Source organism: Actinomadura formosensis (genome assembly GCF_050948385.1).
In the GTDB taxonomy this organism is placed as follows: domain Bacteria; phylum Actinomycetota; class Actinomycetes; order Streptosporangiales; family Streptosporangiaceae; genus Spirillospora; species Spirillospora formosensis.
This window is the reverse complement of record NZ_CP192011.1, coordinates 2,317,164-2,340,994: the sequence shown is the minus strand read 5'-3', so window position 1 is coordinate 2,340,994 and position 23,831 is coordinate 2,317,164. Positions and strand designations below refer to the sequence as shown.

Genomic DNA, 23,831 nt, shown 5'->3' with positions numbered 1-23,831 from the left:
TTCCGCGGCGCCGCCCGGGGCATCCGGCTGGCGGCGTCATTCGGCTGTCCGAATACTTCGGTTGGAGTACATCCGGCGCGGTATCCCACTGTGCGCCGTCCCTAACCCCCATAGTGGACTTAGTCATAATTTGCCGAGTAGGGGTGTCGCCTTGGCCCGTGGGGATGCTGCCACTGAAGAGTTCTACGGGGGGAGGGCGACATGACGGTTCAACGGGGCACCGGCGGTCGCGACGAGCCCACGCCCGCGGCCCAGCGCGCCGCCACGGCGCGTGGCCTTCAGCAGCAGTTCCCGGGGGTGCGAGTCTGGTACGGCGAGGCGACCGGGTCCTGGTGGGCGATGGTGCCGCTGCGGGAAGGCCCGCGGCTGCTGGAGGCTCCCTCGCCGCAGCAGCTCCGCGAGGAGATCATGAGCCTGCGGAGCCGGGGGTGACCAGTCCCGACTCGTAGGCGAGCACCACCAGCTGGGCCCTGTCCCGCGCGCCCGCCTTGCCCATGGCCCGGCTGACGTGCGTCTTCGCGGTGAACGGGCTGACCAGCAGGCGCTCGGCGATCTCCTCGTTGGACAGGCCCCGTCCGACCAGCCGGACGACCTCGCGCTCGCGGCCGGTGAGCGTCCCGAGCGCCCCGGCCCGCGGCCGGGGCGGTTCGGGGGCCCGCGCGACGAAGCCCTCGATGACCGCGCGCGTCACCGCGGGGGCCAGCAGCGACTCGCCGCCCGCGACGACCTGCACGGCCCGCAGCAGTTCCTCCGGCTCGATGTCCTTCACCAGGAACCCGGACGCACCCGCCCGCAGCGCCTGGTAGACGTATTCGTCCTCGGTGTAGGTGGTGAGCACCACGACCCGCACGTCCCGCAGCCCCGGGTCGGCGGCGATCACCCTGGTGGCGGCGAGCCCGTCCATCTCGGGCATGCGCATGTCCATGAGGATCACGTCGGGACGCAGCTCGCGGGCCAGCGCGACGGCCTCGGCGCCGTGGTCGGCCTCGCCCACCACCTCGATGTCCTCGCCGTCGGCGAGCAGCGAGCGGAAGCCGGCCCGCACGAGGGACTGGTCGTCGGCGAGCAGCACGCGGATCATCGGGTGTTCCGCCCGTCGGGAGTGTGGCTCACGCCGCAACGTTACGACGTCGCGCCCACGCCGGGGGACGGTCCGGAGCGTATGCCGCCCGCCGGGAACGGGGCGCGATCCGTCCCCAGCGGGCGTCTCTGTCGAAACTAACCCGAAAATCGTTCAAGCACAAGCGCTTGCTCGGTTTTACTCTCCGTCACATCTCGTACTGGATGGCGGCGCGCTCGGCCACGATCGGCGTGATGAACTCGTCGAGCACCGCGCGGTGCGCGGGATGGTCGCGGTAGACGAGGTAGGCGTCGCGGTCGGCGAAGTCCGCGACGATCGCGAACTCATAGCCGCCGGGGTTCACGCCCGCGTTCACCCCCGTGCTGTACACCTTGATCTCCGGGATGAGGCCGGGCAGCTCACCCAGCTTCGCCGCGACCTCGTCCTGCTGGCCGGTCGTCGTTCCCTCGACCCACTTGAACATCGCCACATGACGGAAACCACTCATGCGGGCAAACTATCGGTGGCGGCCTCCGGTCAGCCGGAACCGAGCTCCGCCGCCGTGATCGCGCCGAGCTCCCAGCACGCCTCCAGGTCGGCCTTGCCGGGCTCCCCCGTCACCACGACCGGCGGCTGGACGGCCTTCCATCCGAGCCCGGTCGTGATGGCGTCGAGAGCGCGCAGGGCGCCGGTGGCGTCGTTGTTGCCGTGCAGGAACGCCCCGAACGGGCGGCGGCCCGTCTCCTCCAGGCACGGGTAGTAGATCTGGTCGAAGAAGTGCTTGAGCGCCCCGGAGAGGTAGCCGAGGTTGACCGGCGAGCCGAGAAGGTACCCGTCCGCCTCCAGGACGTCCACGGCGGAGGCCGTCAGCGCCGCCCGGGTCACGAGCTCCACGCCCTCGACCTCGTCGGTGGACGCGCCCGCGCGCACCGCCTCCACCATCGCCTGCACGGACGGGGACGGCGTGTGATGGACGAGCAGGAGCCGCTTCATCATCTGGAGGGTACCGGTTCGTCGGGCGTCCGGCGGGGCAAGAGATCGGTGAGCGGTCTGCGCTTGCGACCGCGGGCCGCCCTGAGAGGCGTGATCGACGCCCGGCCCAGGGAATGAGTTCCAAAGGATCTTGGTTGGGGGCTCAGCGGAGGTGTCCTTCGTGGAACCGGGGAAACCGGCCGTGCGCGCGGCGGCACGGCCCGTCTGGCCGCTCGCACTGGCCACGGCGCTCATCGCCGTGCTGATCGCGGTGCCGGCGCTGCCCGGGTCCCCGCACTGGCTCGGCCGGCTGTCCCGGCTGGTCACCGGCGGCCCGCTCATCCACGCGCACGCCATCGCGCTGGCGCTGGCGCTCGCGCTCGTCGCCCGCGGCGTGCTGCTGCGCCGCCGCGCCGCCTGGTACGGCCTCGTCGTGCTGATCGCGCTCGGCCTGCTCGCCGTCGTCACCGGCGAGGACCCGCTGTGGCGGCTGCCGCTCCTCGCCGCGGCCCTCGGCGGGCTGTGGCTGGAGCGCGCCCGGTTCCCGGTGCGCCCGCACCACGAACGGGTCCGCACCGCGGTGAAGACGGGCGCGCTGCTGGTGGTCGCCGCCGTCTCCGGCTCGCTGCTGTTCGGCGGCGTGTCGGTCCGGTCGGTCGGCGACGTCGCGGCCGGCCTCGGTTCCACCGGGGCGCCGCTGGACGGCGCGTCCTGGCTGCCCGGCGTGCTCGGCCTCGCCGGCGCCGCCGGGCTCCTCGTCCTGGTCACCACGCTGCTCGCGCCCGACCCCCCGCCGCCCCCCGGCGACGCATCAGAACGCCGCCGCGTCGCGCACCTCGTCGCGCATCCCGGCTCCGACACCCTGGCCCCGTTCGCGCTGCGCCGCGACAAGGCGTACGTGTTCAGCGCGGACGGCCGGGCCGCGATCGGCTACCGCGTCCTGTTCGGCGTCGCGGTCGCGGGCGGCGACCCGGTCGGCGACCCCGCCTCGCACGCCGACGCCGTCCGCGCGTTCCTCGCGATGTGCCGGACGGCGGGGTGGCGCCCGGCCGTCCTCGGCGCGAGCGACGGCATCCTCCCCGCCTGGGGGCGGTGCCGGACGATCGGTTTCGGCGACGAGGTCGTCATCCGGCCCGCCGAGTTCACGCTGACCGGCCGCCGGATGCGCAACGTCCGCCAGGCGGTGAAGCGCACGGAGAACACCGGGGTCACCTCCCGGATCGTCCCGGAGAACGAACTGTCCCCGGCGTTGCGCGACCGGCTGCTGGACGTCGCGGCCCGCTCGCTCGGCGGCGCGGCCGAACGCGGCTTCGCCATGAATCTGGACGAACTGCTCACCGGCTACCACCCGGGGGCCATCGTCGCGATCGCCTACGACGCGGGCGAGGAGCCCATCGCGTTCCAACGCTACGTCACCGCCGGCGAGGGCCTCAGCCTGGACGCGATGCGCCGCAGCCCCGGCGGCCCCAACGGCGTCAACGAGCGCCTCATCGTCGAGATGATCGAGTACGCGGCCGAGCACGGCCACGGCGTCGTCTCGCTGAACTTCGCCGCGTTCCGCGAACTCCTCGACAACGACGAGCGCCGCCCCCTGGAGAAGGCCGGCTACCACGCCCTCCGCCTGCTGGACCCGTGGATCGCCGTCGAGTCCCTGTATCTGTTCAACAAGAAGTTCAGGCCGTCCTACAAGCCGCGCAACGTCGTCTTCCGCTCCTGGTTCGACATCGGCCTGCTGGCCGCCGCGCTGCTGACCCTGGAGTTCGGCCGCACCCGCCTGCCCCGGCGGGCCGAGGAGCCGCTGGCCGAACCCGTCCACCACCTCGGCCGCTAGCGGCGCCCCGCGGCCGGGGCCGCCTACGCCTCGCTGTCCCGACCGTGTAGACACGGACGCATGGAGATACGTGACCTGCACACCTGGCCGTCGACGGTCGAGGAGGCGGAGGCGATCCAGGACCGGCTGCGCGCGATGCTCGAACCGGGCGTCCCCGGGCCGGTCCGGCCGCGCACGGTCGCGGGGCTGGACGTCTCCTATGCGGGCGACGGCGGCGGTGTCGGGACACCGCTGGCCGCCGCCGTGGTCGTCCTGGACGGCACGACGCTGGAGGTGCTGGAGGAGTCGGTGGCCGTCGGCACGGCCGCGTTTCCGTACGTACCGGGCCTGTTCGCGTTCCGGGAGCTGCCGACGCTGCTGGACGCGCTCCGCAACCTCAGGACAACGCCCGGCCTGCTCGTCTGCGACGGGTTCGGGGTCGCGCATCCCCGGCGGTTCGGGCTCGCCTGCCATCTGGGGGTCCTGACCGGGCTGCCGGCCATCGGCGTCGGCAAGACCGCTTTCATCGGCACGTACGAGCAGCCGGGTCCGCGGCGCGGTGACTCCAGCCCGCTGAGGGACGGCGGCGAGGTCGTCGGACGGGTGCTGCGCACGCGGGACGGCGTGAAGCCGGTGTTCGTGTCCGTCGGTCACCGCACCGACCTCGATACGGCGTGCCGGAACGTCCTCGCTCTTACGCCCGAATACCGGCTGCCGGAGACCACGCGCAGAGCCGACCGGCTGTCCCGGGAGGCCCTGGCCGGGTAGCGCACCGCCCGCGGAGATGGCAGGCTCGTCCGAAAGCCAGGCGGAGCCCCCGGGCCATCCGCCACACCGCTGGACGGTGCCCATGGACACCCGGCCGATGCGGGCCGACGCCCGCCGCAACTACGAGCGACTCATCACGACCGCCCGCACCGCCTTCATGGAACACGGCACGGGCGCGTCCCTCGACGACATCGCCAAGCGCGCCGGCGTCGGGTCGGGGACGCTGTACCGGCACTTCCCCACCCGCGACGCGCTGCTGCACGCCGTCCTGCGGGAGCGGATCGACGCTCTCCTCGCGCACGCCGAGGATCTGCTGACCGGGCCCGAGGACGCCGAGGCCGCGCTCGGACGCTGGCTGCGGACCTATCTCGCGGGCGCGGCGACCCCGCGCGGCACGTCCACCGTGATCATCGAGGCGATGTCGGCGGAGTGGGCGGACACCGGCCTCGGCGCCGCGGCCGCCGCGATCTGCGACGCGCTCGGCCGGCTCCTGGACCGGGCTCAGCGGGCGGGGACGATCCGCACCGAGATCGACCCGCGCGACCTGCTGCGGCTCACCAACGCGATCGGTGTCGCATCCGAGCGCACCCCCGAGCCCGGCGCGTACGCGGACCGCATGCTGACCCTGCTCTTCGACGGCCTCCGCACCGGGTAGGGGCGCCTTGTTGCATTGACCAAGCGTTCGCTAGGTTAGCGGGGTGGCAACGGGCGACGAGGAGCGTTGATGGGGCAGCTTGACGGGAAGGTGGCGCTGATCACCGGCGGCGCGCGCGGGATGGGCAAGGCGCACGTGCGCCGGTTCCTGGACGAGGGCGCCAAGGTCGTGTTCGGCGACGTCCTGGAGGAGGAGGGCGCCAAGCTCGCCGCCGAACTCGGAGACGCCGTCCGGTTCGTCCGGATGGACGTATCGTCGCCGCAGGACTGGGACGCGGCCGTCGAGACCGCGACGTCGACGTTCGGGGCGCTGAACGTCCTCGTCAACAACGCCGGGATCATCCGGCACAAGCGCATCGAGGACATGGAGCTGGACGAGTTCCGCCGGATCCTGGAGGTGAACCTGATCGGCCAGTGGCTCGGGGTGAAGACGGTCACCGGGCCGATGCGCGAGGCGGGCGGCGGCTCGATCGTCAACGTGTCGTCCACCGAGGGCTTCATCGGGGCGGCCGGCCTCGCCGCCTACAGCGCCAGCAAGTTCGGCATCCGCGGCCTGACCAAGTCCGCCGCCCGCGAGCTCGGGCAGTACGGCATCCGGGTGAACTCCGTCCATCCCGGCGGCGTGCTGACGCCCCTGTCCATGCAGGACGACGTCGTCGCGGCCACGGTCGACAGCGCCGACGCGTTCCTCAAGGCGCTGCCCCTCGGCCGCATGGGCAACTCCAAGGAGGTCTCGGGCCTGATCGTCTACCTGGCCTCGGACGACTCGTCCTACTGCACCGGCAGCGAGGTCCTGGTGGACGGCGGCATGCTGACCGGCGCGGGGTACTGAGCGCGGCGGGCCGCCGGTCCGGTCCCGCACCGGCGGCCGCCACGGGCTAGGGACGCCGCTCGACCCACCCTTCGACGGCCTCCAGCTGGGCGGCGAGCGAAATGAGCGTGGCCTCGTCGGAGTCGTGCCCGAGAAGCTGGGCCCCGATGGGCAACCCGGCCCCGGTGAATCCGGCGGGGACGTTCACGCCCGGCCAGCCCAGCACATTCCACGTCCACGCGTAGGGGCACGCCGCCGCGACCCCCGACTGGGTCTTCTGGTATCCGGCCCCGTCGAAGGCCCCGACCCTCAAGGGCGGCTGCGCGGTGGTGGGCGTCATCACGACATCGGCGAACTGGAAGATGCGGCCGACCCTCCTCCGCAGATAGGGGTCCATCTTCTTCGCCAGCGGCAGCAGCCGTCTCCCGACGACCCGCCCGATGCGCGCCTCCGCCTCCGTGCGGCGGTCGGGTCTCGGGTTCGGCAGCGAATCCAGCCAGTCGGCGACGCCGGCCGTCCCGCGCGGAATGAGCCCGAGCCCCACCGGCCCGTAGTCGGGATCGGCGGGAAAGACCTTGTGCCCCAGGTCGGTCAGCCTCCGGGCGAGCCGCTCGACCGCCGCCCGGATCTCCGGATCGAGCCTGCCGCTCACCCCGAAGGCCGTCCGGAACGAAACGGCGATCCGCAGCCTCCGCGGCTCCCGCCGCGCGGCCTCCACGAAGGACGTCACGGGCGCATCGACCTGGTACACGTCCTCCGGATGACTCCCGCTGATCGCATCGAGCATCAGGGCGGCGTCCTCGACGCTCTTGGCCAGCGGCCCCCACACGGTGATCCCGTTGAACGGGTCGGTCTGCGGATACCCGGAAACCCGTCCCCGCTGCGGCTTGATGCCGACCAGGCCCGTCCACGCCGCCGGAATCCGGATGGACCCGGCCCCGTCCGACCCCACCGCCGCGGCCACCATTCCCGCCGCCACGGCCGCCGCCGAGCCGCCCGACGACCCGCCCGGCGTGTACTCGGGATTCCACGGATTCCTCGCGCACCCGTACTCGGCCGACTCGCTGAAAGGCCACAATCCGAGTTCGCAGGTCGTGGTCTTGCCGACGATCACGGCACCGGCCGCCCGCAGTTTCCGCACGACCTCCGCGTCCCGCGCCGCGGGCCGGTGATCCCCCGCCACCGCGAACGGCGTGGTCTCCCCGGCCAGATCGGTGTCGTCCTTGATGGCCACGGGCACCCCGAGAAGCGGCAGCCGCTCCCCCTCCGCGAGCCGTTTGTCGGCCTCCAGCGCCTCCTGCGCCGCGGCCTCCGGCCGCACCACCCGGAACGCCCCGAGCGATTCCTGCCGTTCGATCCGCTCCAGGCTCCGCTCGACCAGCTCCCTCGACGAGACCTCGCCCTTCGCCAGCGCTTCCGCCTGCCCCGCCAGCCCCAGCACCACACGACCTCCCGCTATCGTTCGTTCGAACGAACGATAGCGAACCCCCTGTCTCTACGGAAGACTGGCCACTGATGAGCGCCCGTGACGAGATCCTGCAAGCCACCCTCCGCCTCATCGGCGAGCGAGGGATCGGCGCCGTGACCAACCGTGCCGTCGCCCGCGCGGCCGGCGTCTCCCTCGGCTCCCTGACCTACCATTTCCCCAGCCAGGAGGACCTCCTCCGCGAGGCCCTGCACACCTTCGTGGAAGCGGAGATCACCCGCATCACGGCCTATGTCACGGCCCTCGCCGAATCCGGCATCGCCCCGGTCCAGGCCGCCGAGCAGGTCGAGAAGGCCATCGTCGACTTCACCTACGGCCCCGAGCAGGTCGCGAACCTCGAACTCCACCTCCACGCCGCCCGCGACCCCGCGCTGCGCGAAACCTCGAAACGCTCCGTCGAGGCCTACGACCGCCTGGCCACCGCCGTCCTCAAGGCCCTCGGCATCCCGGACGCCGAACACCACGCCCCCGCGGTCGTCGCCATGCTCTACGGCCTCGCGATCCGCCGCCTCGCCACCGGCGACACCACCGCCACCGGCACCGCCGACGCCCTCCGCCTCCTCCTCCTGGGCGCCCTCCCCAGAAACTGAAGACAGGCTTCCGGCCCGCACGGCCCAGAGCGGGGGGAGGGGCCGTGCGGGCCGGAAGCCTGTCTCAATCAGGAATCTCGTCGGAACCTCAGCCGACGTTCACTCTGCTCTTCGCCTGTGCACCTCCGCCGTCTCTCAGCTCTGACACCCGCAACGCTAGGCCCCCGCCCCCCATAACAGGACGTCCTTAAGCCTCACTTAGGGAACCGCTGAGCAAGCCTTATTCAGGCACCGTCCGGGGCCGTCCGGGGAAGCCGATCCGGTAGCCGCTCACCTGCGAAAACAAGGGAAGGAGCCCAGGGGAACCGTCCGGCACAGTCGAAGCGAGTCGGACCATCTCGACTCACGTTGGCTCCCGAGATTGGCTCCCCCGGCTCCCTCCCTCCCAGCAGGGAGGAGGCCCAACCCATGGCCCTCGAAATCACCGAAACCACGATGACCGCCACCACAAACGGCAAGGTCATAGCCACAGCAACCCGCACCGGCAAGGTCTGGCACGCCACCACATGGCCGACGCCGCTCGACCGCAACGGCGCCATCACGGCCCTGACCCTCGCCGAACTCACCATCACCCACGGCAAGGACGACCCGTGCGTCATCGACCTCCGAGAGGAGCTGACGCGTGGTTGACCGCCTAACCCGCATCACAACGGCCCTCGCCGTGGTGGCAGTCGCCGGCGTCGCCGCGATCATCTCGTACCGCCACGCCTACGAACTCGTCCGCTCCCACGGCGAGGCAGGCACCACCGCACGCCTCGTCCCCTTCACAGTGGACGGCCTCATCTGGGCGGCCTCCATGGTGATCCTGGACGCAAGCCGCCGGAAGCACCCAGCACCACCGTTGGCGAAGTGGAGCCTCGCCGTAGGCATCGTGGCCACGGTAGGCGCCAACGTGGCACACGGCGCGTCCCACGGCCCCATAGGCGCGATAGTCAGCGCATGGCCAGCACTCGCCCTGGTGGGTTCGTTCGAACTCCTGATGACCCTCACCCGTAACGCGGCACGCTCAGCCCTCGTCCAGGACGAGGAGGGCACCGAACCGGCGCAACCTCGTACCAAAGTGGAGCGGACGCCGGAACAAGCAGTCTTGGACGAGTACCGGGCAAGCCTGAACGGTCCGGGCCGCCCCCTCTCTCAGCGCTACCTAGCCGAGAAACACGGCATCGACCGCCGCAAGGTCAAGCAGATCATCACCAACGCGGAGCGCTCCGCCCCGGCGTGAACCACAAAGCCCCAGTCATGTCCCGTCCGGGCCGTGACTGGGGCTTTCACATGCTGCTACGCCATCGGCGATGCACCGGCCCAGACGCGTTCGAAGCTCTCCAGGTACGTACTCGCCATGTCGCCGTCCTCGGCCCTGCGCAGTTGCAGGACCGGAGCATGGGACGCTGCGATGCCGTAGGCGTGCGGGTTGATCAGTAGATCGTCGTCGGCGCGGTAGATCGAGTTGTAGAGGACGGTGTCATGCAGCCGGATCTCAACGCCGTCCACACCCCGCAGGACCCGGTAGTGGACGAGGGCGTTGCGGATCTTGGCGGCCATGGATTCGCCCACGCCCTCATCACTCCCCCGCTCTGCAACGCACATCCCGTCCGGGTCACCGAGCAGGATCCGCGCGCGGACGCCGCTCCGTGCTCTCTGGGCGAGCGTGCGCATGATGCCCATGTCCTCGGCGAGGAAGAGGCCCGCGTAGGCCAGAACGCCGATCTCCTCCCGCGCGCCCTGAAAGAGCTGCTGCCAGACCAGACGAGGGACGGCCCACCGATGCGGGTAGGTCGCAAGGACGTCGATCACCGGCGGCTCTGAGCGGACCTTCGCCGCTGCAAGCTGCGGCCACAAGTCCGCCTCGTCCCGTCCGACCAGGGCCGCAACCCTCGTCCGGTGGCGCGGATAAGGCACGCGTCCGGTGACCCATCGGTGAACGGTCTTGGGGTCCACACCCAACCGGGCCGCAACGCCGGCTTCGGTCAGGCGCGCGTCGGCAAGGGCACGCCGCAACAAGTCGTTCACCGGACCTCCCACGGATGCAAGTGAGAACGACGCACAAGCGACGCTAACAGAAGACGTCCCAAGACGTCCCTAGATGCCGATAGAGAGGTCCCGATCCGGACGGAAGGCTCAAGACATACGGCGAAGACACACCTCGCCTCAAGGAAGCACACACAAGCCGAGGAGTCCCCATGTCCACCGACCGGCCCCAGAAGGCCACCCCGTCCCCCAACGACACCGACACGCGCGCGGCGGACGAGGCGCTCGCCGCGTTGCGCCGGGACTTCACCGGTCACCGGATCTGGCGCGCGGTGCGATCGGACGGGCGGCTCGGGGACTGGGTGGCGAGCCTGCACGACCCGCACGCAGGTGTGGACCCCACGGTGATCCGATCGAGCCCCGCCGCCCTGCGCGAGGCGCTCGTCAATGAGGCCGCGCGCGCCGAGGTGGCGCGCGCCGGGACCTGGTGATGGCGCGGGACCGATCCCCGCGCACGTCACCAGCGGGGGCCGCGAAGGGGAGCGCGGCCCCCTGGGGTGGGGCGGAGGTGGCGCGGCCGGTGTTCATCACCCCGGATGCACCGCCCGCGCTCCCTCTGCCCACCTACAGCGGCCCATGGCGCGCACGCTGGCATCTCACCCGCCTCGCACTCGCCGTACGCCGCAACGGCTGGACAACGCAACTCCGCACCATCGGACGCCGTCATGTCCTGCGCGTGTTCGCCAAGGCCGCGCCGACCATTCGCGAGAGCGTCACGGTCGCCTGGGGAAACGGCGCCTGGTGGTACCAATCCACCACCGGCCTATGGCTCGCCCCCTGCAACCGCACCGACCTCGCCGCGGACAAGCTGAACATCCTCCTCACCCCCTGGATCTCAGCGGCGTTCGATGCCATGAGAGACGAGAAGTCCTGACATGACCCGCCGCACGGCATGGGGCACCTACACGCGCATCACCACCGCACTACGCCAACGCATCACAGACGGCACCTACGCCCCCGGCACCCGCCTACCGAGCGAGGCCGCGCTCTGCGCCGAATTCGGCGTTGCCCGCAACACCGTGCGGCGGGCTCTGTCCGCCCTGCGGGACGAGGGACTCATCACCGCCCGCACCGGCGTAGGACGCTTCGTCCAGGACGGCGCCACGCAACCGCACACGCGGTCCGAGAACATAGCGGCGAACCTGCGCCACCAGGTCGAGACCGGACGTTTCCAACCGGGCGACGCCCTACCAAGCGAAGCTCAACTCTCTCGCCGCTACGGCGTATCCCGCACTACAGCCCGCGCGGCCCTCCTCGCCCTCGAAGCCGCCGGCCTCGTCACCTGCGTCCACGGCAAGGGACGCTTCGTCAATCAAGACGTCCCTAGATGATCCGCTGGCGTCCGTGAACGTCCACCGATGCGCACGTAGCGTCTGAGACATGAATAACACAGCCATGTGGGCACGCAAGATCGCACGTCAACACCTCGAAGAGTCGCTGCCCCGCCGCTGGGCCCACACAAAGGGTGTCGCTGGCCAGGCCCGCAGCCTCGCCCCCCTCCTTGGCTGCCAAGCTGATCTCCTCGAGGGCGCAGCATGGCTACATGACATCGGCTACGCCCCTGATCTTGTTGAGACAGGCTTCCACCCTCTCGACGGCGCACGTTATCTCCGCGACGCTCATAACGCTCAGCCAGCGCTATGCCAACTCGTTGCTCATCACTCGTGCGCCATCCTCGAGGCTCGCGAGCGTGGCCTATCGGACACCCTCACCCAGGAATTCCCGCCAGCCGACCCTCACCTGAGCCGTGCCCTCACCTACTGCGACATGACCACAACTCCCGATGGCGCCCCCGTAGACGTAAAAACCCGCCTAGCCGAGATCCGCAACCGCTACGGACCCGGCAGCTTGGTTACCCGCTTCATTGACCACGCCGAACCTCAACTAACGGACGCAGTCCGCAGCATTCAAGATAGAAAATGATAATCCAGTACTTTCCCACTTGACTGTCGAGCGAAGGGCCCGGAGCCTAACTATCAGACGACCATTCATAATCAGCGACTAGGTCATCTTCAGTCGAACGCGTACTATAGCCAACAAGCCCGAGGTGTCGACGGCACGACTCAATTGCAGTTCCATATACGCCCATGCCACTACCAGGCTCTCCCCAGCGCCAGGGGTGTTCATCATGCCCCCAAGGGAGAGAGAGATCGGGACCCATTAGAATTAGCGGCATAGTAGGGACGACTCTGCCATACCCGATGCGCGCCACCCCATTACTCCTTTCTGCATAACCTCGAAGAACAGCAATTTCATCGTGCGTCAGATTATCTTTTAGAGAGCCAACCATAATCAAACATCTTACCCCTTTGCTCAGGAGATGCTTTTGAACAATCTCAAGATTCTCAATATCGACCAGGTCGATCCGATTCCGATTCTTGACTTCACCCAAGATTGTGACAATTGGCCGATGGTCGAGGATAACAGCGATATCTATCTCAGCATTTATGCGTCCCTTGTCGACAACTTCCAGCCCCAAGACATGATTCATTGCGGGGCGCTCCATGGACAGCAACTGACCCAGTGTAGAAAGAACAGCTAGTACAGGAAGAAGCGCCTGCACCTTCTCCGCAGATAGATGAGCTGCGAGCCTGTAGCGCCAATTTGGCTTACTCAATGCTAGCGAAAGAGCGAGACTAAAATTTTCGCCACAGAACTCACATCTGATTGACGCGTCGAGATCTTTAGGATGAACTTGACTCACCACTCGGCAGTGACTGCAGTGAACGGCCAACGTGGGCACCAACAGGCCCGAATTGAGAAGAAGTTTCACCTGGTGATCCACATAATCTTTCGGACTCATGTCATGATGATATAGAGGGTCGGGCCACTCACCCCGCCCTTTCTCAAAAGTAGCCTTTAGCTCTTGAAGACTAATACCACTCGCCTTGTTTGCCGCAAGCTCAATCGCCAGCCGAAATCCCGGTTGGGTCGTTGCACCACTAAAAGCTCCTCCAATCATCTCAGCAGCACGAGTCTGAAATTTCCCTTCGTTTGATTGCGACAATTCTAGTCCTTTGTCATCGAAGAGCACTTCCATTATGTCAAGGTTATAGATGAATGGTATCTCGACATAATTTTCACCAGCTTGGATGCCTAGCACCAAACCATCTCTTGTCACCCGGGCTTGATCGACACTCGAGCGGGCAAGTCGTGATTCGATAAGATTTGAGTGACGACGATATGGTGGAGCTTTTGAGCTGAGCCGAGGATCCTGTCCGGCGTCACTGTGGATGCTTACATCCGCAGCCACAACGCCAATGAACGGCATGTGAGAGCCGCTAGGCAACGGAAATTCAGGTAGTTGCAGATGTGCAGAATGGGAGCCTGAATCAAATTTCACGTGAAAAGACTTCCGAAATCTTGTAGTGATGCCGGGGAACCAGAACAACTCCCGAGTCAAATAATCTCCCGGCCGGCACTCGACCTCACCCAATTGCGCTGTAGCGGAGGTTATGGCTTCCGCAACCTCAGCGTTTGCATGCTCAATTCCCCAGATATTGAATCCGGCTCTAACGTCTACCATTCCTCCCGATTCATCCGGAAGTTCAAAAATTCGCTCAACCGTTCTTATAAAGTAGCCGAGAAGGGCATCTTGGGCATTCGCTGGAACTGCAATGATATTTGCTCCCGTTGAACGCAAATTCCAGAACTCTATTATATCGGACAGTGAGTCATTTCGTACAATATATATACCCGGTCCAACCCTCTCGGCATAAGGCGAAATACTGATCTCCATGCGGGAAGCCTGAAGCCATCCAACCTTCTCATAGGGGATAGATGAGGTGAAAAGATAGCCCATTCCCACCTCATTCGAAGAGGGAACCCTCCGCGCCTCAACCCCATTCCGAGAGACGGACTGGTCAGCAGATCCCCACGAGGCAAGATAGAAGAGACTATAAGGATCACTGTTGTCCCAGATCGGAACGGCGAAATCTACTTCAGAACCCACTAGCGACTCGGTCTTGATAAGTCCACGACGGAAGTCCGCTCTAGACGCAAGCGGCCCCCACTGACCCCGTCCTCTCCACCGCCACCCTGGGCCCGATATCATCTCTTGCAGTCCATCACCCGGCGACTCGCAATACAGCGAATCCAGCTGATATCGTTCGGCGATATCATTCAACAAACTCACATCCTCGTTTTTGTCCAGGATTGGCATATAGCAGCCACCCCAAACGCCACTCAATGAGAGCATTGCAGCTCGAACGTCGTCGACGTTATCTTGATCAATCAATACCCCTACGCGCCACGGTCGAAGAACAACGCGCCCTCTTAGATATCCCACGTTTCGATTATTCATATTGCAATCCCTCGGATCTTAAATGTCATCCTTTGTGACGTCATTCCAACACCGTCGTCAGCCACAGACCCGTCGAAGAGGCGCTTCCGGACTCTGAGGCTTAGAGTCAGTTCCAGACTGTCTAGTTGATGATCGGGGTCTCGGAACCTGTGAGGCCATGGTTGATGCGAAGCCGCATGGAGGGATCCATCTGCAGGTCCGAGATGTTGGCCGGATGGATCCAATGGACTTCGCTTGATTCCTTGCTGGGGGTAGGACGGCCGCTGTGGGGGTGAGCGGTGAGGACGATGCTGAACTCCTGGCGGACCTCGTCGTTGCTGGTGTAGTGGATGACGTGCTTGGGGTTGCTGTAGATGCCGACAAGGCCGGTGACATCGACGTCGATGCCGGTTTCTTCTTTGGTCTCGCGAACCGCGGCTTGAGCGACGGACTCACCTAGGTCGATGGCTCCGCCTGGGAGTGCCCAGTTGTCGTTGTCGGTGCGGCGGATCATGAGGATCTCGCCCTTGTCGTTTTCTACGACGACGTTGACGGATGGGACGAGGCTGTTGGCCTTGGGGGCGTTGGGGTCGTCGTAGTAGTCGATTCTGCGACTCATGGCCAGTCCCCCAGTATGGGTGTGGCGCCTTCCCAGACGCGTTCGAAGCTCTCCAGGTAGGTGTTCACCAGGTCTCCGCCAGCTATGCGGCGTAGGTGCCAAACGGGAGCGTGTGGGGCCGTGACACCGTAGACGTGGGTGTTGACGAGGAGCTGGTCATCGGCACGGTAGATGGAGTTGTAGAGGACCGTGCGGTGAAAGCGGAACTCTACACCGTCCTGTTTGCGCAGGTTCTTGTAGAGGACGAGGGCGTTGCGGATCTTCGCGGCCATAGCCTCTTCTATGCCTTCATCTGTTCCGCGTTCGGATACCTGTGGGCTGTCGGGGTCGCCGAGGAGGATGCGGACGCGGACACCGGCTCTGGCCTTGTCTGCGAACGTTTGTTGGATTCCGGCGTCTTCGGAGAGGAACAGGCCCGCGTAGACCAGGACGCCGATCTCTTCCTTGGCTGTGGCGAAGAGACGTCCCCATGCGTCCCTTGGGACGGACGTCCGGTGCGGGTAAATCGTCACTAGTTCACTGCTGGATGCTGCGGTGACCTGCTCGTTGGTGAGGGCGTCCGGCCAGAGGAACGTCTCGTCTACGCCCAAGCGCGAAGCCACTGCGTAACGGTGTCGCCGGTACGGAGTTCGGTCTTTGGTGATCCACCGTTCTACCGTCTTGGGGTCCACGTCGATCGACTCGGCGAGCATGGCGATAGTCAAGCCCTGCTCTAGCAGTGTGGCGCGTAGGCGTTCGTTCGGCATGCACCCGTCCGGGTTCCGGGACGTCCTAGGACGCCGTCAACCCTATGAGGACGTCATGAACACGTCCAGTCATGTAGTGATCTCGTCCCCCAGGTCAGGCGCACTCTCTTTCTCGTAAGCCACCGACCGCCCGAAACCGCCCCCGCCGGATCCGGGCCTTATGAGAGGAGGGATCGCACATGATCCTCGTCCTGGCATCGATCATCGCCGTCTTCCTCGCGGGCTCCACCTGCGGAATCTTCGCCATGCTCGTCATCGGCATTCACGCCGAGGAGCGGCGGGTTGCGCGGGGGCGCGCCGAGTCGTCGCGCTCCGGGGCGGCCTCCCGGCGTCTGCTCAGCACTCGGACGTGCGACGAGGTTCCGCGTCGTGTTCCGGTGGGGCGGTGAGGATGCGGCGTATGCCTCGCGTCATCACTGGCCATGCGTGCGTGTGTGGCGCGCGTGTCGAGCCCGGTAACCGGCGGTGCCGCAAGTGCCGCGCCCGCGCCCGGTGGCTGCGGCGGGGGCGTGGCTCTCGGTACCCGGACCTGTGGCTGTGAGGAGGTGACCCCGTGAACGTCTCGGTTCCCCTGGTGGTGATCCTCGGCGCGGTGGTGTGGGTCGCGTGGCGGTACATGGGGCTTCGCGGCTGGCACATCGCGGTGTGTCTGCTGTTCGGGTTCTTCCTCGCCGCGACCAGTGCCGCACCTGAGATCCGCCGACTAGTGGCCGTTCTCGTCCAGTCCCTTTCTCAGCACTGAAGTCCCCCGACCGAAGGGAGGGATGCCCTGGTGCCTGATACGCCGTCGCACGTCAAGGTCAACGTTCAGGAGGTCCGTTCTCGTAATCTCGCCGCGCGTGAGATCGTCTCGAATCTGTCCGCTGCGATGCCGTCCGTTGAGGACTTGTGGGTTCGTCTCTACGCCGCGCTCGCCGATGTTCCCGTTCTCGTCTCCGAGATCAGGCGACTTGCCGCCGCGCTTTCGAAGGTGCGGCGTGACCGGGCAAACCTGGTGGCCGCCGGGCGCGCCACCCTCAAGGCCGAACGTGATGCCGAACCGGATCCGCTGTACTACCTGCGGGACGAACTACGCGCGCAAGGGTATCTGCCCCCGGACGTATGGGGGCGCTCGTGAGCCGGACGCGTCAGATGCGGCGGCATGCGCGGAAGATGCGCCACAGCGGGCTTCAGCCCATGGTGATCATCGACAGTGAGGGGCCGTTCCCGGACGTCGCCGGCATCCTCGTTGCGCGGGCTCTGTGGCGGTATCGGTCGGAGCTGGCACCGGCCTACCTGCTCGCCGTGCTCGCCCTTGGGGGCGCGGTCTTGCACCTCACACACCCGCAATGGTGGCCGTGGCTGTTGAGCGTCGCGACGGTGGCCGCTTGGGCGCTCGCCATGTTCGGGGCACGGGTCGGGCTCTCGCTGCGAATCGAGCGGTTCTATGCCGCTACCGTCGCCATGGGTGGCGGTGGGTGGTTGTCTGCCGCTACCGCGCTGGGCGTCATGTTCGGGCCGCTTCCCATGCTGCTCGCCGGTGGCGGCTTCCTGCTCGCCGTTCCCTGGTGGACGCATCGGAGACGACGCACGAAAGTGCGTGTCGATCGACAGATAGCCGCGTGGCCGGAAATCGCCCAATCGGTCGGTCTCGCTGGATCACGCGCGCAATCCGCGGTAGTGGACGTGTGGGGATGGCGCGCACGCTTTGCCCTGGCACGCGGCCAGACGATCCAGGACGTCATGGCGAAGGTTCCCGCGATCGAGTCGGCTCTCGGGACGTTCCGGGGCGCGGTCCGTGTCTTTCCGACACGGGATGACAAGGCCAACCGTTTCGAATTGCGGGTACTGGACTCCGACCCGCACGCCGACGCGATCCCGTGGCCTGGACCGTCCGTCTCCTCCATTACCGAGCCGATCAGCCTCGGCCCGTTCGAAGACGCCACCGGCGCGCGTGTTCTGCTGCTGCGACGTCACGGCCTTATCGGTGGCGTGGCCGGTTCGGGGAAGAGCGGTGGAATCAATGTGCTGATGGGCAATCTCAGCGCATGCCGGGACGTGGTCATCTGGGCCATCGACCTCAAACGCGGCATGGAGCTGCAGCCATGGGCGTCCTGTATCGATCGACTCGCCACCACACCGGAGCAAGCCCGCGCCATGCTGCGCGATGCCATCGCCGTTCTTGAGGCGCGCGCCGACTGGCTTGCGGCGAACGGTCGGCGCGTGTGGGAGCCGACGCCAGAACTTCCCGCGCTCGTCATCGTCGTGGACGAGTACGCCGAACTCGCCGATGACGCCCCCGATGCCGCCGGAGACACGGACTCCATCGCGCGGCGGGGGCGCGCCGTCGCCGTAACGCTCATCGCGGCCACCCAGCGGCCCACGCAGAAAGCCATGGGTAAGGGCGCTGTCCGGTCTCAGATGGACGTCCGGGTGAGCTTCCGCGTCCGTGAGCGTAAGGACGTCGATCTCATTCTCGGGCAAGGGATGCTCAGCGCCGGATGGCACGCCCAGACCCTCGATGCGCCCGGCAAGTTCTTGCTCTCCGCGCCCGAACACGACACACCTCGGCGAGGCCGCGCGTACCTGCTCACCGATGTGACCGTGGCCGAGACGGCAGAGCGTCATGCGTCCGTCCGTCCGGCGCTGGACGAGGTCTCCCGGCGCGCGCTGGACGAAGCGCGCATGACGCCCATCTCCGAGCCGTCCGTCCTCGTGACGCCGTCCCGTGAAGACCGCACCGAGAACGCGCTACGGGAAGCCCTGGACGGTGCGCCGGACGAGGGTCTTCCGATCGCGCACCTTCTGATGATCACGCAACTGAGCCGGCCGACCCTCTACCGGCGCCTCTCCGAGTTGGTGAAGGCAGGCCGCGCCGTCCAGGTCGGACGAGGCCGCTACAAGGCGTCCGATCACGTCCGGTAGTCGTCTCAACGTCTCGTCTCACGCGCGCGCCTGCACGTATGGGCGGCTGAGAAGCCCGTGAGACGAGACGGAGACGAGCACCCACCGTAACCAAGGAGATGATCCCCACCCACATCACGCACGCCCCCGGATCAAGCCGGGGTGAGAGGAGGTGGTGTCCCCTGCAGGCGTACACCGTCGAGCAAGTGGCCGAGATTCTCAACGTCGGACGGGACAAGGTCTACTTCCTGATCCGCACCGGCCAACTCCGCAGCATCAAAATCGGCAAGCTGCGCCGCATCACTGACCGGCACCTCGCCGAGTTCGTCACCTCCCTGGAAGAGCCCTCCCTCGAAGAGGCCAAGCGCTGACACCCGCGCGGGAGGTCCGTCCGGACACCTCGTCCGCGAACGGACCTCCCAACCAAGGGACGTCTTGGGACGTCTTGAGCTATGGTCGGTGGTGACCTCGATCGATACGAGGAGGGATCCGTTGGCAAAGATCCTGGTCGGCACGTACGAAGGGTCGATCTACGAGGAGGGCGACGGGTACACCGGCGCTCTCTCACTCGGGTTCGGCCCGGACGGCAAGCGCAAGCGGCTCAAGAGGAAGGGACGCACCAAGACAGAGGTCAAGAACAAGCTCAAGGAAGCCGTAGAAGAGCTGGACAAGGGCATCAAGACGGATCGGAACTACTTCGTCCGGGACGCGGTAGAAGAGTTCCTCACCGCGTTCGCCACGTCCGGCAAGTCACCTGCTACCAACGAGGTCTACCGGTCACTCGTCGATCATCAACTCATCCCGTTCATCGGACGGACGCGTCTCAAGGACCTCACGGCGGACGACGTCGAGACGTGGCTCAACGGCAGAGCCGAACACCTCACCTCGTCCTCTCTCGGCATCGTGCACAGCATCCTCAAGCGCTCGATCCGCAGAGCGGCACGCCATGACCGCATCGGCCGGAACGTCGCCGAACTGGTGGACACGCCAGACGGCAAGCCCGCCCGCAAGTCACGCTCACTCACCCTCAAGCAGGCGAGCGCGCTCCTTGAGGAGGCGAGCAAGCCGAAGCACCGATTCGGCGCGTACGTCGTCCTGGCGATCGTCTCCGGACTCCGTACGGAGGAACTCCGCACCCTCAAATGGAGTGACGTCGATCTCGACAAAGCAACCGTCTACGTCCTCCGCGCCGACCGGCACAAGGGTGAGACCAAGACGACGCTCAGCCGACGCGGTCTCGGCATCGCCGACATGGCCGTTGACGCCCTGCGCGCCCTCAAGACGAGACAGGCAGCGGAACGTCTCAAGGCGGGCAAGGCGTACCAGGACAACGACCTCGTCTTCTGTCACGAGGACGGGCGCCCGTACACCGCGCAACACGTCCGCCACCGCTTCCGCATGGTTCTCAAGGCGGCCAACCTGAATCCCGCCGAGTGGTGCCCCCGCGAACTGCGGCACACGTTCGTGTCCATCATGAGTGACCACGACGTGCCCATAGAGAAGATCAGCGTCCTCGTAGGCCACTCCAATACGAAGATCACCGAAACCGTCTACCGCCACCAGCTCAAGCCCGAGATCCGCGACGGCGCCGAGCACATGAACGACATCTTCAAGACCAAGTCCGCGTAGGCGCGGCTCCCGAGTTGGCTCCCCGAGACTCCGGACGACACGGCGCCCTTCCCCCACCTGGATCAACGCAGAATCCAGGCTTGGGCCTCACTTAGGGAAGTGCTGAGCCGCCCTTATTCAGGCTTCAGGTGGTGCCGTTGGAGAGGGCACGTCGGAAGTCACTCGTCTGCGAAAACAGGAGGGGCGGCGGTCTTGTCTCGCTGGCTGGGGGTCCGCCTTCTCAGGGGTGGCCGGCGATCGGGTGGTCGCGGGAAGGTCATCATCCCGCCCGCGCGGTGGCGGAGGGCGGGCGGTACCGTCGCGGAATGGAACAGGTGCCGTTTACCGGTGGTGAGAAGGAAAGTCTGAAGATCGCCCTCGACCGGCATCGTGACGCGGTGCTGTGGAAGCTCCAAGGGCTGGACGAGGAGCAGGTGCGGCGGCCGATGACGCCGTCCGGGACGAGCCTTCTGGGGCTGACCAAGCATCTGGCGGCCGTCGAGTACGGGTGGTTCTGCGAGACGTTCGGGCGGGAGACGGAGCCGCTGCCGTTCGACGATGACGATCCAGACGCCGATCTCAGGGTCGAGCCCGGTGAGACCGCGGAGGAGATCGTCGCGTTCTACGGACGGGCACGCGCGGCGGCCGACCGGATGATCGAGGAGTTGGACGTCGAGTCACGCGGGACGGCGTGGCATGGGGCGACCGTGACGCTGAGGTGGGTGCTCATCCACATGATCGAGGAGACCGCCCGGCACGTCGGCCATATGGACATCATCCGGGAACTCATCGACGGTGCGACCGGCGACCACGCCCGGGACTAGAGAAGCGTCCATCGGGGCGGCATCGTCCCCGGTGAAGGTCCGAAGCCGGGTCCGGTGGCCTGGGCCTTGTCGTTGGGCCGGGGTGTCAGGTGCGGGAGTGGCGGCGGCCGACGAGGCGGCGGGAGCGGCGGGTGGGCGGCAGCCACCGGGTCCGGAACCACATCTGCACCTGGGCGCCGCCGAGGATGCTGCGGTGGATGCGCAGGTAGCCGCCGGTGGACTCGGCGGCGCGGCGGGCGATGTCCAGGCCGAGGCCGGTGGAGCCGCCGCCGCTGCTGCCGCGCTTCAGCGCCGCGTCCGGGTCGGTGATGCCGGGACCGCCGTCGGCGACGAGGATGCCGGTGATGCCCTGCCCCTGGTGCAGGGTGACGGCGAAGCCGGTGCCCTCGGCGGTGTGCCGGAAGATGTTGCCGAGCAGTGCGTCGACGGCGGCGGCCAGCTCGGTGCCGGGGAGCGGCAGCGGCACGGGCTCGTCGGCGCCGATCAGCTCGCAGGAGCGGCCCTCGTCCTCGGCGAGGACGGACCAGAACTCGATCCGGTCGCGCAGCACCTTGGACGCGTCGCAGCTGCCCCGCCCGGTGGGCCGCCGGACGGTCCGGATGATCTGGTCGACCTCGTGTTCGAGGCGGTCGACGGCCTGCCGGGTCTGGTCGGCGACGGGCCCGTCGCCGAGCGCCTCGGCGTTCAGCCGCAGCGCGGCGAGCGGGGTGCGGAGCCGGTGCGACAGGTCCGCGGCCATCTCCCGTTCGGCGGCCAGGAGCTGGACGACATGGTCGGCCATCGCGTTGAACGCGAGCCCCGCCTCGACCAGTTCGGGCGGCCCGTCCGGCTCGATGCGGACCGACAGATCGCCGTCCCCGAACGCGCCCGCCGCCTCGGCGAGCCGCCGGGTGGAGCGGATCATGCGGTTGCCGAGCCGGTCCGCGACGGCGACGGACCCCGCGACGAGCGCGCCGGCGACCGCCGTCATGACGAGCCAGGCCTTCCAGACGCCGCGCGACAGGTCCTCGTCCGGCAGGAAGACCTCGATGACGGCGGTGCGGCCCGCGTCCAGCGACACCGGCTGCAGCAGCGCGTATCCGCCGTCGACGCGGGCGGTGTAGGAGCGTCCGCGCCGCCGGGCCTCGGTGAGCTGCTCGGATCGTGCGCTGAAACCGCCGCGGTTGTGCTTCGGGACGAGGCCGCCGGCCGGCAGGTGGACGCTCATCCGTCCCTCGGCGCCGGCCTGGGTGCTCGCCACGGCGCGTTCGAGGGCGGCCGGGTCCTCGGTGACGACGAGGACGGGGCCGAGCGCGCTGGCCTGCCGCTCGGCGGTGGTGAGGGCGCGGTCCCGGGCGATCTCGCGGACGGTGAGCGCCAGCGGGATCAGGAACGCCAGCGCGACCATCGAGGTGACCGCCAGGGACACCAGGACGAGCGTCTTCCTCATGAGCGCGGGTCGGGCTCGGCCAGCCGGACCCCGACACCCCGCACCGTGTGCAGGTAGCGGGGGGCGGCCGCGGTCTCGCCGAGCTTGCGGCGCAGCCAGGACAGGTGGACGTCGATGGTCTGGTCGTCGCCGTACGCCTGCCGCCACACCTCGGCGAGCAGTTCGCGCCGCGCCACCACCCGGCCGGAGCGGGCGGCGAGGTAGGCGAGCAGGTCGAACTCGCGGCGGGTCAGCGCCAGCGGCTTGCCGTCCAGCCTCGCCTCCCGCCGGTCGAGGTCGATGTGCAGGCCGCCGACGCGCAGCTCCGCGGTCGGCCCGGCCCGGGTCGCCCGCCGCAGCACCGCGGCGAGCCGGGCGCTGAGATGCTCGATGGAGAACGGCTTGATGAGGTAGTCGTCGGCGCCCGCGTTCAATAACCGGACGATCTCCGGCTCGTCGTCGCGCGCCGTCGCGATGATGACCGGGACGTCGGAGATGCCGCGCAGCATCTTCAGCACCTCCGCACCGTCGAGGTCGGGCAGCCCGAGGTCGAGGACGACGACGTCGGGCGGTGCCTGGGTGACCTCTCGCAGCGCGTCCATCGCGGTGCCGACGCTGCGTACGACATGTGCCCGCGCGCCCAGTTCCCGGATCAAGGCGGTCCGGACATTCGCGTCATCCTCGACCACCAGAACGCTTGCCATGGCGGAACCGTATGCCACCATGTGCCCATGCGTCGCACAATGTCGTATGTTACTCCGTGGGTTGGAGTGACTGCGCTCGCAGTGGCGTTCTCGTGGTTCGGCATCCGCGACGTCGTCCGGGGTGCAGTGTCGGAACGGTCGGCGCCGCCGATCGCGGGTTCCGTCATCCACTCCAGCCCGGCCGCACCGCCGACCGGATCGCCGAGCCCGCCGGACGGCGAGGACAACGCGCCCGCGCCGTCCAGGTCACCGAAGCCGGCACCCGGCAGGCCCGGGGGTGCCTCGAAACCGCCCGGCAATGTGCGCAGTTACGCGACCCTCGGCGGACGCGCCGCGATGTCGTTCGAGAAGAACCGGGTGCGGCTCGTGTCGGCGACGCCGAATCCGGACTACGAGACACGCGTGACGCAGGCCGAGGGATGGCTTCGCGTCGACTTCATCGACGACGAGGAGCACACCTCGTCGGTCATCGCGTCGTGGTTCCAGCACGCGCCGAAGGTGCAGGTCTACGAATACTGAGACGCCACGGGCGGCGGCCCGCCGCCGGCCGGGCCGAGACGCGGGCGGGGCGGCCGGCC

General features: G+C 67.6%; 30 protein-coding genes. 20 read left to right on the top strand and 10 right to left on the bottom strand.

Annotation, left to right across the window (positions count from 1 at the left end; translation table 11 throughout):
* Nucleotides 1–201: 201 nt before the first annotated feature.
* Nucleotides 202–432 carry a hypothetical protein gene (locus tag ACQP1N_RS11115; protein ID WP_067801689.1) on the top strand — a complete coding sequence of 77 codons (231 nt, stop codon included), beginning with the start codon at nucleotides 202–204 and terminating at the stop codon, nucleotides 430–432.
* Here ACQP1N_RS11115 and ACQP1N_RS11110 read toward each other — a convergent pair.
* The 3 genes from ACQP1N_RS11110 to ACQP1N_RS11100 all read right to left on the bottom strand — a co-directional run bounded on the left by ACQP1N_RS11110 (nucleotide 407) and on the right by ACQP1N_RS11100 (nucleotide 2,053).
* Nucleotides 407–1,081, bottom strand: coding sequence for a response regulator (locus tag ACQP1N_RS11110; protein ID WP_067801685.1), 675 nt, complete (start codon nucleotides 1,079–1,081; stop codon nucleotides 407–409). The two genes, ACQP1N_RS11115 and ACQP1N_RS11110, sit on opposite strands and share 26 nt — an antisense overlap.
* A 187-nt stretch (nucleotides 1,082–1,268) precedes the next feature.
* Entirely contained in the window at nucleotides 1,269–1,568 is a 300-nt protein-coding gene (locus ACQP1N_RS11105; protein ID WP_067801682.1) for a Dabb family protein, read from the bottom strand.
* Nucleotides 1,569–1,597: 29 nt separating this feature from the next.
* The gene (locus tag ACQP1N_RS11100) at nucleotides 1,598–2,053 is read right to left on the bottom strand and encodes a flavodoxin family protein (protein ID WP_433232662.1); all 456 of its coding nucleotides are present in this window, start codon (nucleotides 2,051–2,053) and stop codon (nucleotides 1,598–1,600) included.
* 160 nt (nucleotides 2,054–2,213) lie between these two features.
* Here ACQP1N_RS11100 and ACQP1N_RS11095 point away from each other — a divergent pair, with 160 nt between their 5' ends.
* From ACQP1N_RS11095 to ACQP1N_RS11080, 4 genes are all read left to right on the top strand, one after another.
* Nucleotides 2,214–3,863, top strand: a complete 1,650-nt coding sequence (locus tag ACQP1N_RS11095; RefSeq protein WP_433230934.1) for a bifunctional lysylphosphatidylglycerol flippase/synthetase MprF — start codon at nucleotides 2,214–2,216, stop codon at nucleotides 3,861–3,863.
* Between the two features lie 60 nt (nucleotides 3,864–3,923).
* Nucleotides 3,924–4,610, top strand: coding sequence for an endonuclease V (locus ACQP1N_RS11090; RefSeq protein WP_433230931.1), 687 nt, complete (start codon nucleotides 3,924–3,926; stop codon nucleotides 4,608–4,610).
* Between the two features lie 82 nt (nucleotides 4,611–4,692).
* A complete protein-coding gene (locus ACQP1N_RS11085; protein WP_433230928.1) occupies nucleotides 4,693–5,265 on the top strand; it encodes a TetR/AcrR family transcriptional regulator in 573 nt (190 codons plus the stop codon).
* Nucleotides 5,266–5,334: 69 nt separating this feature from the next.
* The gene (locus ACQP1N_RS11080; RefSeq protein ID WP_067801671.1) at nucleotides 5,335–6,096 is read left to right on the top strand and encodes a glucose 1-dehydrogenase; all 762 of its coding nucleotides are present in this window, start codon (nucleotides 5,335–5,337) and stop codon (nucleotides 6,094–6,096) included.
* Nucleotides 6,097–6,142: 46 nt separating this feature from the next.
* Here ACQP1N_RS11080 and ACQP1N_RS11075 read toward each other — a convergent pair whose 3' ends face one another.
* Nucleotides 6,143–7,519 (bottom strand): amidase, encoded by a 1,377-nt coding sequence (locus tag ACQP1N_RS11075; protein ID WP_067800540.1) that lies wholly within the window; start codon nucleotides 7,517–7,519, stop codon nucleotides 6,143–6,145.
* A 71-nt stretch (nucleotides 7,520–7,590) separates the two neighbouring features.
* Here ACQP1N_RS11075 and ACQP1N_RS11070 point away from each other — a divergent pair, with 71 nt between their 5' ends.
* The 3 genes from ACQP1N_RS11070 to ACQP1N_RS11060 all read left to right on the top strand — a co-directional run bounded on the left by ACQP1N_RS11070 (nucleotide 7,591) and on the right by ACQP1N_RS11060 (nucleotide 9,373).
* Nucleotides 7,591–8,151 (top strand): TetR/AcrR family transcriptional regulator, encoded by a 561-nt coding sequence (locus ACQP1N_RS11070; protein WP_067800537.1) that lies wholly within the window; start codon nucleotides 7,591–7,593, stop codon nucleotides 8,149–8,151.
* Nucleotides 8,152–8,559: 408 nt separating this feature from the next.
* Nucleotides 8,560–8,781 carry a hypothetical protein gene (locus ACQP1N_RS11065; RefSeq protein ID WP_433230923.1) on the top strand — a complete coding sequence of 74 codons (222 nt, stop codon included), beginning with the start codon at nucleotides 8,560–8,562 and terminating at the stop codon, nucleotides 8,779–8,781.
* Nucleotides 8,774–9,373, top strand: coding sequence for a DUF2637 domain-containing protein (locus ACQP1N_RS11060; RefSeq protein WP_433230920.1), 600 nt, complete (start codon nucleotides 8,774–8,776; stop codon nucleotides 9,371–9,373). Before ACQP1N_RS11065 ends, ACQP1N_RS11060 begins: the two co-directional genes overlap by 8 nt.
* Before the next feature lie 56 nt (nucleotides 9,374–9,429).
* On the opposite strand, the gene ACQP1N_RS11055 is transcribed toward ACQP1N_RS11060, so the two are convergent.
* Entirely contained in the window at nucleotides 9,430–10,161 is a 732-nt protein-coding gene (locus ACQP1N_RS11055; RefSeq protein WP_433230917.1) for an XRE family transcriptional regulator, read from the bottom strand.
* Nucleotides 10,162–10,331: 170 nt separating this feature from the next.
* On the opposite strand from ACQP1N_RS11055, the gene ACQP1N_RS11050 reads away from it, so the two are divergent.
* The 4 genes from ACQP1N_RS11050 to ACQP1N_RS11035 all read left to right on the top strand — a co-directional run bounded on the left by ACQP1N_RS11050 (nucleotide 10,332) and on the right by ACQP1N_RS11035 (nucleotide 12,102).
* On the top strand, nucleotides 10,332–10,610 hold the full coding sequence (locus tag ACQP1N_RS11050) for a hypothetical protein (protein WP_433230915.1): 279 nt from the start codon (nucleotides 10,332–10,334) through the stop codon (nucleotides 10,608–10,610).
* 89 nt (nucleotides 10,611–10,699) lie between these two features.
* Nucleotides 10,700–11,053 (top strand): hypothetical protein, encoded by a 354-nt coding sequence (locus ACQP1N_RS11045; protein ID WP_433230912.1) that lies wholly within the window; start codon nucleotides 10,700–10,702, stop codon nucleotides 11,051–11,053.
* A 1-nt stretch (nucleotide 11,054) separates the two neighbouring features.
* Nucleotides 11,055–11,510, top strand: coding sequence for a GntR family transcriptional regulator (locus ACQP1N_RS11040; protein WP_433230909.1), 456 nt, complete (start codon nucleotides 11,055–11,057; stop codon nucleotides 11,508–11,510).
* 49 nt (nucleotides 11,511–11,559) lie between these two features.
* A complete protein-coding gene (locus ACQP1N_RS11035; RefSeq protein ID WP_433230906.1) occupies nucleotides 11,560–12,102 on the top strand; it encodes an HD domain-containing protein in 543 nt (180 codons plus the stop codon).
* Between the two features lie 46 nt (nucleotides 12,103–12,148).
* Here the strand turns inward: ACQP1N_RS11035 and ACQP1N_RS11030 are convergent, their stop codons facing one another.
* The 3 genes from ACQP1N_RS11030 to ACQP1N_RS11020 form a co-directional block, all read right to left on the bottom strand.
* The gene (locus ACQP1N_RS11030) at nucleotides 12,149–13,981 is read right to left on the bottom strand and encodes a hypothetical protein (protein WP_433230904.1); all 1,833 of its coding nucleotides are present in this window, start codon (nucleotides 13,979–13,981) and stop codon (nucleotides 12,149–12,151) included.
* Between the two features lie 622 nt (nucleotides 13,982–14,603).
* A complete protein-coding gene (locus ACQP1N_RS11025; protein WP_433230902.1) occupies nucleotides 14,604–15,080 on the bottom strand; it encodes an NUDIX hydrolase in 477 nt (158 codons plus the stop codon).
* Nucleotides 15,077–15,826, bottom strand: coding sequence for a helix-turn-helix domain-containing protein (locus tag ACQP1N_RS11020; protein ID WP_433230899.1), 750 nt, complete (start codon nucleotides 15,824–15,826; stop codon nucleotides 15,077–15,079). The genes ACQP1N_RS11025 and ACQP1N_RS11020 overlap by 4 nt, the downstream gene beginning before the upstream one ends.
* Nucleotides 15,827–16,005: 179 nt before the next feature.
* On the opposite strand from ACQP1N_RS11020, the gene ACQP1N_RS11015 reads away from it, so the two are divergent.
* From ACQP1N_RS11015 to ACQP1N_RS10985, 7 genes are all read left to right on the top strand, one after another.
* Nucleotides 16,006–16,215 carry a hypothetical protein gene (locus tag ACQP1N_RS11015; protein WP_433230897.1) on the top strand — a complete coding sequence of 70 codons (210 nt, stop codon included), beginning with the start codon at nucleotides 16,006–16,008 and terminating at the stop codon, nucleotides 16,213–16,215.
* Nucleotides 16,216–16,379: 164 nt separating this feature from the next.
* Nucleotides 16,380–16,568 (top strand): hypothetical protein, encoded by a 189-nt coding sequence (locus ACQP1N_RS11010; RefSeq protein ID WP_433230895.1) that lies wholly within the window; start codon nucleotides 16,380–16,382, stop codon nucleotides 16,566–16,568.
* Between the two features lie 30 nt (nucleotides 16,569–16,598).
* Nucleotides 16,599–16,943 (top strand): hypothetical protein, encoded by a 345-nt coding sequence (locus tag ACQP1N_RS11005; protein ID WP_433230892.1) that lies wholly within the window; start codon nucleotides 16,599–16,601, stop codon nucleotides 16,941–16,943.
* Between the two features lie 59 nt (nucleotides 16,944–17,002).
* Nucleotides 17,003–18,730: an FtsK/SpoIIIE domain-containing protein gene (locus ACQP1N_RS11000; RefSeq protein WP_433230890.1), complete on the top strand. Its 1,728-nt coding sequence runs from the start codon at nucleotides 17,003–17,005 to the stop codon at nucleotides 18,728–18,730.
* Nucleotides 18,731–18,915: 185 nt separating this feature from the next.
* Nucleotides 18,916–19,080, top strand: coding sequence for a helix-turn-helix domain-containing protein (locus ACQP1N_RS10995; protein ID WP_433230888.1), 165 nt, complete (start codon nucleotides 18,916–18,918; stop codon nucleotides 19,078–19,080).
* Nucleotides 19,081–19,201: 121 nt separating this feature from the next.
* Entirely contained in the window at nucleotides 19,202–20,338 is a 1,137-nt protein-coding gene (locus ACQP1N_RS10990; RefSeq protein ID WP_433230886.1) for a tyrosine-type recombinase/integrase, read from the top strand.
* Nucleotides 20,339–20,643: 305 nt separating this feature from the next.
* Nucleotides 20,644–21,141, top strand: a complete 498-nt coding sequence (locus tag ACQP1N_RS10985; RefSeq protein WP_433230883.1) for a DinB family protein — start codon at nucleotides 20,644–20,646, stop codon at nucleotides 21,139–21,141.
* 85 nt (nucleotides 21,142–21,226) lie between these two features.
* Here the strand turns inward: ACQP1N_RS10985 and ACQP1N_RS10980 are convergent, their stop codons facing one another.
* Both ACQP1N_RS10980 and ACQP1N_RS10975 read right to left on the bottom strand, forming a co-directional pair.
* Complete coding sequence (locus ACQP1N_RS10980) at nucleotides 21,227–22,570, bottom strand: sensor histidine kinase (protein ID WP_067800531.1); 1,344 nt, start codon at nucleotides 22,568–22,570, stop codon at nucleotides 21,227–21,229.
* Nucleotides 22,567–23,253, bottom strand: a complete 687-nt coding sequence (locus ACQP1N_RS10975; RefSeq protein WP_174548866.1) for a response regulator transcription factor — start codon at nucleotides 23,251–23,253, stop codon at nucleotides 22,567–22,569. Before ACQP1N_RS10975 ends, ACQP1N_RS10980 begins: the two co-directional genes overlap by 4 nt.
* A gap of 66 nt (nucleotides 23,254–23,319) precedes the next feature.
* Here ACQP1N_RS10975 and ACQP1N_RS10970 point away from each other — a divergent pair, with 66 nt between their 5' ends.
* Complete coding sequence (locus ACQP1N_RS10970) at nucleotides 23,320–23,772, top strand: hypothetical protein (RefSeq protein WP_131732512.1); 453 nt, start codon at nucleotides 23,320–23,322, stop codon at nucleotides 23,770–23,772.
* The last annotated feature ends 59 nt before the right edge of the window (nucleotides 23,773–23,831 follow it).

Bases quoted from the DNA above. Each gene is read 5' to 3' on its own strand.
- ACQP1N_RS11115 (WP_067801689.1), top strand. From the start codon at position 202: ATGACGGTTCAACGGGGCACCGGCGGTCGCGACGAGCCCACGCCCGCG.
- ACQP1N_RS11110 (WP_067801685.1), bottom strand. From the start codon at position 1,081: ATGATCCGCGTGCTGCTCGCCGACGACCAGTCCCTCGTGCGGGCCGGC.
- ACQP1N_RS11105 (WP_067801682.1), bottom strand. From the start codon at position 1,568: ATGAGTGGTTTCCGTCATGTGGCGATGTTCAAGTGGGTCGAGGGAACG.
- ACQP1N_RS11100 (WP_433232662.1), bottom strand. From the start codon at position 2,053: ATGAAGCGGCTCCTGCTCGTCCATCACACGCCGTCCCCGTCCGTGCAG.
- ACQP1N_RS11090 (WP_433230931.1), top strand. From the start codon at position 3,924: ATGGAGATACGTGACCTGCACACCTGGCCGTCGACGGTCGAGGAGGCG.
- ACQP1N_RS11085 (WP_433230928.1), top strand. From the start codon at position 4,693: ATGGACACCCGGCCGATGCGGGCCGACGCCCGCCGCAACTACGAGCGA.
- ACQP1N_RS11080 (WP_067801671.1), top strand. From the start codon at position 5,335: ATGGGGCAGCTTGACGGGAAGGTGGCGCTGATCACCGGCGGCGCGCGC.
- ACQP1N_RS11070 (WP_067800537.1), top strand. From the start codon at position 7,591: ATGAGCGCCCGTGACGAGATCCTGCAAGCCACCCTCCGCCTCATCGGC.
- ACQP1N_RS11065 (WP_433230923.1), top strand. From the start codon at position 8,560: ATGGCCCTCGAAATCACCGAAACCACGATGACCGCCACCACAAACGGC.
- ACQP1N_RS11050 (WP_433230915.1), top strand. From the start codon at position 10,332: ATGTCCACCGACCGGCCCCAGAAGGCCACCCCGTCCCCCAACGACACC.
- ACQP1N_RS11040 (WP_433230909.1), top strand. From the start codon at position 11,055: ATGACCCGCCGCACGGCATGGGGCACCTACACGCGCATCACCACCGCA.
- ACQP1N_RS11035 (WP_433230906.1), top strand. From the start codon at position 11,560: ATGAATAACACAGCCATGTGGGCACGCAAGATCGCACGTCAACACCTC.
- ACQP1N_RS11030 (WP_433230904.1), bottom strand. From the start codon at position 13,981: ATGGGCTATCTTTTCACCTCATCTATCCCCTATGAGAAGGTTGGATGG.
- ACQP1N_RS11025 (WP_433230902.1), bottom strand. From the start codon at position 15,080: ATGAGTCGCAGAATCGACTACTACGACGACCCCAACGCCCCCAAGGCC.
- ACQP1N_RS11020 (WP_433230899.1), bottom strand. From the start codon at position 15,826: ATGCCGAACGAACGCCTACGCGCCACACTGCTAGAGCAGGGCTTGACT.
- ACQP1N_RS11015 (WP_433230897.1), top strand. From the start codon at position 16,006: ATGATCCTCGTCCTGGCATCGATCATCGCCGTCTTCCTCGCGGGCTCC.
- ACQP1N_RS11000 (WP_433230890.1), top strand. From the start codon at position 17,003: ATGGTGATCATCGACAGTGAGGGGCCGTTCCCGGACGTCGCCGGCATC.
- ACQP1N_RS10985 (WP_433230883.1), top strand. From the start codon at position 20,644: ATGGAACAGGTGCCGTTTACCGGTGGTGAGAAGGAAAGTCTGAAGATC.
- ACQP1N_RS10980 (WP_067800531.1), bottom strand. From the start codon at position 22,570: ATGAGGAAGACGCTCGTCCTGGTGTCCCTGGCGGTCACCTCGATGGTC.
- ACQP1N_RS10975 (WP_174548866.1), bottom strand. From the start codon at position 23,253: ATGGCAAGCGTTCTGGTGGTCGAGGATGACGCGAATGTCCGGACCGCC.